Here is a 9,451-nt window from a genome sequence, read left to right as displayed (position 1 = left end):
ATTCTGACCTTATTATACCCTAATTTTGCTCATATTTTAGATGCGTTTGCCCTGGATGGTTAAAAAACCTTTTGTCAAAGTCCGGGCTTGGCCATTCTCGGTGTTAACAGTGGTCAGGAAAGCTCCCCGCCCATCCGTGTCAAGCCCTTGCCTGGACTAGATTTAGTCGATGCGACATTTTTGCGTCGCTCCCATGTTGAACCGTATTGCCTTTGCTCTTAATCGTCAAATCAAAATCGACTTAGTAGAACTCAGTCAACCCTAATTTTCTTATACTCATACCTTTACTTGTACTCATTAATCTAGTATAATAGTAACAGAGTTTAACTTATACTCATGTCTGACATTAATAGTCTGATTCATTTTTGCCAACGAGAATCAGAGATTGATTTAACTTATGCGATCTCCCAAGCGAGGACTGAATGGCTAAAGACCTGGTTATCAGAGCATTTGCCTGAAATTGCTGAACTAGAGGAGACTCCCAAAGACCACGATAAAGCTCGTCAATGGGATGCTATGGCTAAGGAGATAATGAAGGAAAGGGGGTTGGTTAGTCCTTCACAACAAAAGAACCGCCTCACTGATATTCGTAATGCTCTTAAAACCCTTAATCCTAATCATCCTGCTTTAGCTGATGTGGGGTTTACCTCCCAAGAATGGGAGGCCATTAACCGCCTGAGTGAACAACGAGTCAGCGATCGCAATACCAAATTTCTACATGATCCTGATGCTATTGTTTCCAAGGCTCTCTCTCTACTTGATAGTAATAATTGGTATGATGTAGCTGCTGCTTTAGCTGTTTTGACTGGTCGTCGTTGTGCTGAAATTCTCCAGACTGCATCCTTTGAATATAAGTCTCATTATTCGGTTACTTTCAGAGGAGCTCTTAAACGCCGCAGTGAACCGGTTAACCTACAGTTTGAAATTCCTACTTTAGCTGGTGCAAAACTGGTCATTGCAGCTTTGGCGAAACTGAGGGAATGGGTTGATACTAAAGGGTTAGATAACAGAGGTATTAATAATAAGTATGCTCATGCTGTCATTAACTCATGCGATCGCCATTTTAAAGAGTTAGTCCCCACCCGTGATGGGGAGGATAATCTTTACACCCATTTGTTTCGGGCTGTTTATGCGACAATCGCCACTCATTGGTATTGTCCCCCTACTGTCCCTGAATTAGAGTTTAGAGCTTATATTCAAGGTCATTTTAAAATACTTGATGAGAAAAACCCTGATTTAAGAAGGAGTTTAGAAGCCTCTCGTCATTACTTTGATTATAAGATTGCTGATGGAGAAGGTAATGTGGATGGCCGGTTAGGAATTAAGTTACCATTACCCGATGTCACAGTAGTTTCCGCTTTTAAAAGTTATTATCAACCCTCCACTGATGATAACCAGCATGAAGCTGTACCGAATAATTCTCAGAGTGAGATTAACGATCAACATTCTCAAAAAGAAACACTGGTGAGTGTTAACGCTTTGGTGAGTATGCTTGAGAATTCTGATTATGAAATGTTGTTGACTGGGTTAATGGGGGTTACAGGCCGTACTCCTGCTGAACTTCTTAAATCAGGGGTTTTCAGGTTATCCCCTGATGCTATGGTCTTATTTTCCCCTACTGGTTTAACCCAATCTTCCCCACTTCCTACTTTGGTTGAGGGGTCTAAAGTGATTGATGCTATCGCTCGTCTTCGTCACCACAAAGACGTTCAATCAGAATTATATCTTAGTCCCAATCAAATTAATGACCATTGCTATTCCAAAGTCGAACCCGTTATTATTCAATCTCTTGGTTTGAAGGATAGAGAAGAACTTTACTCAGCCTATTCTCACCTTTGTTCAAGTCAATTTACCTCAGTTAACGACCATATCCCAGTGGTAACTGAACAAGATTGGGCTGCTGTGGCAAAGTCTTTAGCACAATCTCTTCACCTTGATTCTCCTACTCAATTAAGAAACTGGTTTGACCAGATTCAAGCTGATTCTACTACCCATACTCATACTCAAGATGCGTCTGATAATATTAAACAGATGTTTTATGACCAACAAAAATCTTTGAATCATTTAACTGATGCTGTTTCTAATCTTGTTATTACTCTGAGCGGGGAACAAACTGACTCTATGACTCCATCCACAACCCAACCACAAAACAGCATCACTCCAAAGGAGGTGACAAGTAGTCCTGGGGAGAATAAAGTCGGTCATGCCATTGATGCCATTATTGATTACAACAATAATCTAGCTACTCGACAACAAGATAAATGGCGTATTGCTATTTCCTCTCTTAAACAATTAACTAAGTGTAATCAAAGTTTAATTGTCAGAGTTCTCAAATCCCGCAGTAATGAAATTGAACAACATCATCAAACCCATCAATTAGGACAATATCATAATTCTAAGGGTAAATCTGCACCCAGAATTTCTGAGGTTATTTCCTTAAACCCATAACCAAGGTCAAGAGCCTAATACCCTTAAAGCTTTTGTCAAACCTTTTCTTAATCAATAATTTCATTCTTTAAGTTTTTTAGTCTATTTATGTCTTACAATTCTCCAAAAATTCAGCAAAAAATTCAGCAAAAAATTATCGATATCTATCACAAAGAAACTCCCATTAATCAACAAATTGTTCAATTATTATCCATTATTTATGAGCCAATTGGTCGCTCTAGTTGTCTCCAATGCTTCCAAGACCTTGGACATAAAGATCAACGAGGAAAGCCCTACAACAGTAAAACTTTTAAAATTCTCCTCGACCATTTATTGAAACGCCGTTTACTGGTGGAATCTGACGACAACAAATTACTTTGCTATCCACCTCTTGTCGAAATCGCTACCCGAGATAGTATTGGGCAAAATACCTTTCAACAATTTGTTACTATTATCGATGGGAGAATCCCCATCAAGCGACGCTCTTGGGATGATCATCCTCGCTACTTTGACAGTGAACAACAACTCATTCGTGAAATGAGAATTGGTTTGTACCTCGAAGACTTTCCTTTTATTGAAGAACAACTTAACATCTATAAAAACCAGTTATATAGCAGTGACTTTTCCTTCTCTAAACTGATAGAATTAGTTTTTACTAATTCTTTTGATGCCCAATGGTTCTGTCGTTTACCTCAACCTTTATATGAAGAGAGTTTAATCCATATTATTACCCAGCTCTCTCATGGTTTTAACCCAGTTGATGGTTTTTTTAACTTATTAGAAAACACTTGTTCTGGAGTGATTAAAGAGTCCTCTGATGCTTTAGAATTACTCCTCGTTGAACAACTTATTCTTAGAAACCGACTTCTAGAAGCTCAACAACTCTTAAATCGCATTTCTGTCTCTGATAAACGCTACTATTTGCTCTCATTATCTGATGGCTTAATTACTTTTATTCAAGGGGATTATCCAGCCTGTATCCTCTCTTTTGAGCAAGCCCTTAAAGCCTTTAAAAAACTCACACAAAAACGCAAAATTTACTTTGAACACTTTCCCGGACTTTTCTTCATTTTAGCTTTGATTAAAGACCAGTCCTCCCATTCTCTCTCCTTAGCACAAGACTATATTTTAATTCGGCTTAAACAAGCCAAATTTACTTCCTCTACTCGACTAGCTTACCAATATTTACACCAACTTATCTCCCTACTTTTAGGAGATATTTCTCTGCAAAATCATGAAGATGACCCTGATTTACCTATTAATTATAGTCTTGAGTCTTTTTTGACTTATTGTTGTTATTACTGGTTAAATCCTAAGTCCGCTAAACGTCGTTTACCTCCCCTATTACATAACTTTTTTGCTCAAACTTATCAGTCTGGTTATTATTGGTTAGCCTTTGAAATTGGACAATTTTTATTACATCTTGATCCTCATACCTCTTGGAAACCCACTATTCTTCACTTAACACCCCCTTCTGACTCAAAACCTTTGTTTCAACTTATTCAACTTGAAGAACCTTGGCAACTTAGTTTAAAAGCTCTGATTAATTTCAATTCTCAGCCTACTTCTCAAGTTAATCCCTCTCAACCTAGCAAACGTTTAGCCTGGTTTTTTAGTTTATCTAAGAACCATTGGTCTTTAAAACCCAAAGAACAAACTATCTCTAAAAAAGGTGTTTGGAGTCAAGGCCGTCCCATTGCCCTCAAACGATTAGCTAGAGGTCTTGCTGCTTTAGATTATCTCACACCTCAAGATTTAAAAGCCTGTACTCAAATCACCGTTGATGAATATGGTTATTATGATGAACCAGAGTTTTCTTTCCATGAAAACACTCTTCTTGAACTCATTGGACATCCTTTAATTTTTTGGGAGGATTCTCCTAAAACCAAAGTTGAATTGGTTGAAACCACTCCTGAATTATTAGTTAAAAAGAATCAAAAAAAGGAAATTACTCTCAAACTTTCTCCCCCTCTTTATCAGACTGATTCTCCTCTCATTTGGCAAGAAACTTTTAATTTAGTTAAAGTCTTAGTTATCACCCCTGACTATCAACAACTTGCCAAAATCTTTGGTAAAAAAAATCAATTAAAAGTTCCTATTTCGGCTCAACAACAGGTTTTAGCTGCCATTAATACTATCTCTAGTTTATTAACGGTTCATTCTGATATTGGAGGTGATATTGCTGATGCTATTGAGGTCATTGCTCAACCTCTTCCTCATCTTCAATTATTACCGAATGATGAGGGGTTAAGTGCGAGAGTGGTTGTCTGCCCTTTTAAGAAAAGTCATTCTTTTTATCATCCTGGTACCGGTGGTGCAACTGTTATTACTGACATTGATGGACAGCGTTATCAGACCACTCGTGATCTCCAACAAGAAAAGAATTTATTTGACGCTCTCCTTGCTGATTGTCCCCTTCTTGCTTCTGGTGATTCTGCTAGTGGCCGATGGGATTTTGATGACCCTGAACTTTGTTTGGAATTACTTCTACAATTACAGGATTTAGAGGGTCGAGTTATTATTGAATGGCCTGAAGGGGAGAGTCTTAAGGTAACTCAACCGGCTGGTTTTTCTCATCTTCACCTTCATGTTAATTCTCAACAAGATTGGTTTGAGGTGTCCGGTCAGCTACAGTTAGATGAATCTTTGGTTTTTGATTTACAACAATTGCTGACCTTATTAGAACAGAGTCCTGGTCGTTTTCTTCCTTTAGGTCAGGGTCAGTTTTTGGCTTTAACTGATTCTTTTCGTCAACGTCTTGAAGAATTTCGTCTTTTTTCTCAACCCCATAAAAATGCTCGTCAGATTCATCCTTTGTCTACTTTAGCTTTGCAAGATTTTTTCTCTGAGGTTGAAGATTTAAAGGTTGACCAACAATGGCAGAAACATTGTCAGAAAATTCAACAAATGCACTCCTTTACCCCCCAATTACCTAGCACTTTTCAAGGGGATTTAAGAGACTATCAACTCGAAGGGTTCCATTGGTTAGCTCGTCTCTCTCATTGGGGCGTAGGGGCTTGTTTAGCTGATGATATGGGCTTGGGTAAAACGATTCAGGCTTTGGCTACTATTCTCACTCGTGCTAGTGATGGGCCCACTTTAATTGTTGCCCCGACTTCTGTTTGTTTCAATTGGATTGATGAATGTTTTAAGTTTGCTCCCACCCTTAATCCTCTTTTATTTGGTAGTGGTAATCGTCAGGAAATCCTCAATAATTTACAGCCTTTTGATCTCTTAATTTGCAGTTATGGTTTATTACAACAGGAATCGGTAGCTACTATGTTGGCTGAGGTTTCTTGGCAAACTATTGTTTTAGATGAGGCTCAATTTATTAAGAATATGACCACTAAACGCTCTCAGGCTGCCATGAAGTTACAGGGTCAGTTTAAGTTGATTACCACAGGCACTCCTCTGGAAAATCATTTAGGAGAGTTATGGAATTTATTCCGCTTTATTAATCCTGGTTTGTTGGGTTCTTGGAAACAGTTTAATGACCGTTTTATTGCTCCTATCGAATCAGATTCATATAAAATTCTTCATCAACAATTGAAACGCTTGATTCAACCTTTTATTTTACGCCGTACTAAAACTCAGGTTTTATCTGAATTACCTCCTCGTACTGAAATGCTCTTATCCGTTGAGTTAAGTAATGAAGAAATGGCTCTCTATGAGGCTTTACGTCGTGATTCCCTAGAAAAATTAAGCGAGAATGATGACAGTGGCGGACAAAAACATTTACAGGTTTTGGCTGCTTTGATGAAGTTACGCCGTTGTTGTTGTCATCCTAGTTTAATTCTTGATGATGCTTCTTTAAAGGGTTCTAAGTTACAGTTGTTTCAAGATATCCTTGAGGAGTTACTTGATAACCGTCATAAGGCTTTGGTTTTTAGTCAATTTGTTGACCATCTACAAATTGTTAAAGCTCATCTTGAACGGCAAAATATTGCTTTTCAGTATCTTGATGGTAGCACCCCTAAAAAAGAGCGACAACGACGGGTTCAGGCTTTTCAGTCTGGTGAAGGGGATGTCTTTCTTATCAGTTTAAAGGCGGGGGGAACCGGGTTAAATTTAACGGCGGCTGATTATGTCATTCATTTAGATCCTTGGTGGAATCCTGCTGTTGAAGATCAGGCTACCGATCGCGCCTACCGCATCGGTCAACAACGTCCTGTTACTGTTTATCGCTTGGTGGCTAAAGACACTATCGAAGAAAAAATTGTTCAACTTCATCATCGTAAACGGGATTTAGCTGATTCTCTTCTTTCTGGTACTGATGTTTCTGCTAAACTCTCCACTTCTGAATTATTAGATTTGATGAAATAACTCTTATTTCTCAATAAGCTCTTTTTCTCTCAACTTCCTACAACAGAACTAAATGTGATCAAGCTCAGAGTATACGTTTATGAATATCACAGCTTTTAAAAAAGAAACTAGGCATAATAACAACAGAATATCTATCATTATTATAAAAAATGTTTACAGAAAGTATCATTGATCAATTTATCGTCAAAGTTCGCTTACAAGCCATCCTCGAAGGAATTGATGAAAGAGTAGCTTTAGGCTTCGCAGCTGCTAGACTTCGTCTAGCGACCGGAGAAATTACAAAATCTAAATATTACCAAATAATAGATGAAATCAATAATACTTTTGCTATCATTGCTAAATCAGAAAATGATAAATTTTCAGGAATTAATCGTTGGATAGAACAACAAATTAATGACCTTAATATCACTCCTCAGTTATCTTAAAGCTAGTAAAAAATGTAAAACTTTGATCATAGCTATTTGTCATTGACCATTTTGAAGGCATGAAAATAGTCACTATGAAACTGTTGATCCGTTGTTGTTAAAACCCAACCATTTCCTTGCAATTCCTTAATTTCAAAGCGTTTTCCCGCTTGTTTTTGATGTTTAGAGTTGAGAATAAGTGTATCTCTAATTTGAATATTAGGATTAATAAAAGGTTCTAGTTTAAGTCTTTTTGGTTCCTCTATTCGAGTTGATTTTTCTGACCAAAGAACCATCAATTCTGGGCTATTGGTCAAAGAGATTTTTTTATCAATAATTATTCCAATTTTATTGCCATCAGTAACCCTTGTTCCCACCTCTAACACTAAATAACAGCGTAAATTTTCAATTTGCTCTGTTAACATTTGATATTTTTCTTGCCATGGTGTTTCTTTGGGGTATTGAAAAGTAATTGTGTTTGTCATGATTGTTTTTGCAAAAAAATGAATAAAATAATAGGAATCAATAGGATACATCGAATAATTTTACTTCAGTAAACTTATCGCTTAATAGCTTCTGAATTGAGCATAAACAGTTTTTTCAATTGATCACGAATGACGAGACTATCAATATCTGCTGTAGATCCCACATTACTAATCTCTAACTCAGGAGCAAGGTTTTTCATCGGTTTCAATAATCCTTGTCCACAGCCAATCTGAATTGCTTTTCTGACACCCTGATTTATTAATGTTTTGGAAATCATTTGCCATTTGACAGATTGACTAATTTGCTGAACTAAACTCTCTTTAACTTGATTTATGCTGAGACTAAAAACAAAATTAGTACTGGACAAAACAGGAATAGATAAAGCATCAAAAGAGGTCGTCTCTAATACTGCCTGAAATTCTTTGGCCGCTGGTTCTACTAACGGTGTGTGAAAAGCCGCACTCACTTCTAACGGAATTACACGCTCAACTGGGACATTAGATAAAATCGACGCAATTCCTTGAGAAGTTCCAGAAATAACAGCATATTTGGTATCATCATTGGCCAACCAAACATCCGAGGTTTTGAAAACTTCTTCTCGTAGTTTATCCACCTCAAACCCAATTAAAGTTGCCATTGAACCTTGGGGTAACCGAGACATAATTTCTGCTCGCTTTTTGATTAACTTCAAGCCAGTTTCAAAATCATAAGCTCCTGCTGTATACAGAGCCACATATTCTCCAAAGCTGTAACCAGTAACCAAATCAGGCCCATAACCTGATTGTTTCATTAAATCAGCTAAAAGTGTCATAAAAACATAAAGACAAGGTTGAGTGTACTGCGTATTTGATAATTTTGTGTTCTCACTTTGCCAGACATCAGAAATAGACCAACCTAGAAGATCCTCAGCCTGCTGTAATCTTAGTTTTCCCAGGGGGAATTTTTGTAAATCAAGTCCCATCCCTAACTTTTGAGATCCCTGTCCGGGAAATACCCAGACAGTTGCTCTTTTAGATTTTGGTAAAGTTTTTAATAAGGTCATATTACTTTAATTTTTCAATGACGTTTTTTCTACTCGAATACCCTTAATTTTAAAGACAAAACTATAGAAAGACGACTGTATATTTACGTATTTTATTTAATCATTACCTAAGTATTTTTGTCCGTAAATTTATTGATTTCTAAGTATTTTTCAGGTGTAATCAAATGCCTACTCACCTAGAAAAGAATTAGAAAATATCGGTAGTCCCTGCAAAGGAGTGCAGGTGATGGGAATCAAGGGGGTTGCAGTATAATGGAAGAGAGTTTCTTTTGTTGGGTATGTTTGTTGCTGAGGGGCTCTGTGGTCAAGCGATCGCTCCGAACTCTGATGATAGAGCTTGAAGGAAAATTTGTTGGACATAGAGGTTAAATTTGCTTAATACACCAGTCCCTAAGTTCTGTCCTAGAAAAAATTGTCCCTGCTATCAATCATTAGACAACAAAATTACTTTTGATGGCACCTATAAAGTCAAATCATCGGGAGAAAGAAGACAAGCTTTTTATTGTCATGGTGGCCAACATAGATTTTCTGAGATGGCCTATTCTACCCTGTTTAAAAAGCAGGGAAGTGTTAAAGAATATAGTCAAGCAGGAAAATTAATTAAGTATGGATTAGGAGTGGAACAAATAGCTGATGTATTAGAAAGAGATGTGAGAACAATTGAGGGATGGGTTGAAGGAATAGCTGATAAAAGCCAAAAATTTCATGAATTTGTGCAGAAATGTTGAATGTTAGAAAAAAGCCTGGAAAAAATCTGTTTAAAATGATA

At 37.2% G+C, this 9,451-nt stretch carries 6 protein-coding genes; 4 read left to right on the top strand and 2 right to left on the bottom strand.

The features are described from left to right. The first annotated feature begins 336 nt into the window (after positions 1–336). The 3 genes from P9B04_RS08925 to P9B04_RS08915 all read left to right on the top strand — a co-directional run bounded on the left by P9B04_RS08925 (position 337) and on the right by P9B04_RS08915 (position 7,175). Positions 337–2,448: a protelomerase family protein gene (locus P9B04_RS08925; protein ID WP_342054634.1), complete on the top strand. Its 2,112-nt coding sequence runs from the start codon at positions 337–339 to the stop codon at positions 2,446–2,448. A gap of 87 nt (positions 2,449–2,535) precedes the next feature. Further along, complete coding sequence (locus P9B04_RS08920; RefSeq protein ID WP_342054633.1) at positions 2,536–6,750, top strand: DEAD/DEAH box helicase; 4,215 nt, start codon at positions 2,536–2,538, stop codon at positions 6,748–6,750. 149 nt (positions 6,751–6,899) lie between these two features. Continuing rightward, positions 6,900–7,175 carry a photosystem I assembly protein gene (locus tag P9B04_RS08915; RefSeq protein WP_342054632.1) on the top strand — a complete coding sequence of 92 codons (276 nt, stop codon included), beginning with the start codon at positions 6,900–6,902 and terminating at the stop codon, positions 7,173–7,175. A 32-nt stretch (positions 7,176–7,207) separates the two neighbouring features. On the opposite strand, the gene P9B04_RS08910 is transcribed toward P9B04_RS08915, so the two are convergent. Then, positions 7,208–7,639, bottom strand: coding sequence for a hypothetical protein (locus tag P9B04_RS08910; RefSeq protein WP_342054631.1), 432 nt, complete (start codon positions 7,637–7,639; stop codon positions 7,208–7,210). 74 nt (positions 7,640–7,713) lie between these two features. Next, positions 7,714–8,682 (bottom strand): ACP S-malonyltransferase, encoded by a 969-nt coding sequence (locus tag P9B04_RS08905; protein ID WP_342054630.1) that lies wholly within the window; start codon positions 8,680–8,682, stop codon positions 7,714–7,716. Positions 8,683–9,053: 371 nt separating this feature from the next. Here P9B04_RS08905 and P9B04_RS08900 point away from each other — a divergent pair, with 371 nt between their 5' ends. Then, complete coding sequence (locus P9B04_RS08900) at positions 9,054–9,410, top strand: hypothetical protein (protein ID WP_342054629.1); 357 nt, start codon at positions 9,054–9,056, stop codon at positions 9,408–9,410. The last annotated feature ends 41 nt before the right edge of the window (positions 9,411–9,451 follow it).

It is taken from the genome of Crocosphaera sp. Alani8, assembly GCF_038442745.1.
GTDB lineage: Bacteria > Cyanobacteriota > Cyanobacteriia > Cyanobacteriales > Microcystaceae > Crocosphaera.
The sequence above is the reverse complement of the archived record's forward strand: the minus strand, read 5'-3'. Positions and strand labels throughout refer to the sequence as shown.

Excerpts from the sequence above, each read along its gene's own strand:
- P9B04_RS08910 (WP_342054631.1), bottom strand. The coding sequence starts at position 7,639 with ATGACAAACACAATTACTTTTCAATACCCCAAAGAAACACCATGGCAA.
- P9B04_RS08905 (WP_342054630.1), bottom strand. The coding sequence starts at position 8,682 with ATGACCTTATTAAAAACTTTACCAAAATCTAAAAGAGCAACTGTCTGG.
- P9B04_RS08925 (WP_342054634.1), top strand. The coding sequence starts at position 337 with ATGTCTGACATTAATAGTCTGATTCATTTTTGCCAACGAGAATCAGAG.
- P9B04_RS08920 (WP_342054633.1), top strand. The coding sequence starts at position 2,536 with ATGTCTTACAATTCTCCAAAAATTCAGCAAAAAATTCAGCAAAAAATT.
- P9B04_RS08915 (WP_342054632.1), top strand. The coding sequence starts at position 6,900 with ATGTTTACAGAAAGTATCATTGATCAATTTATCGTCAAAGTTCGCTTA.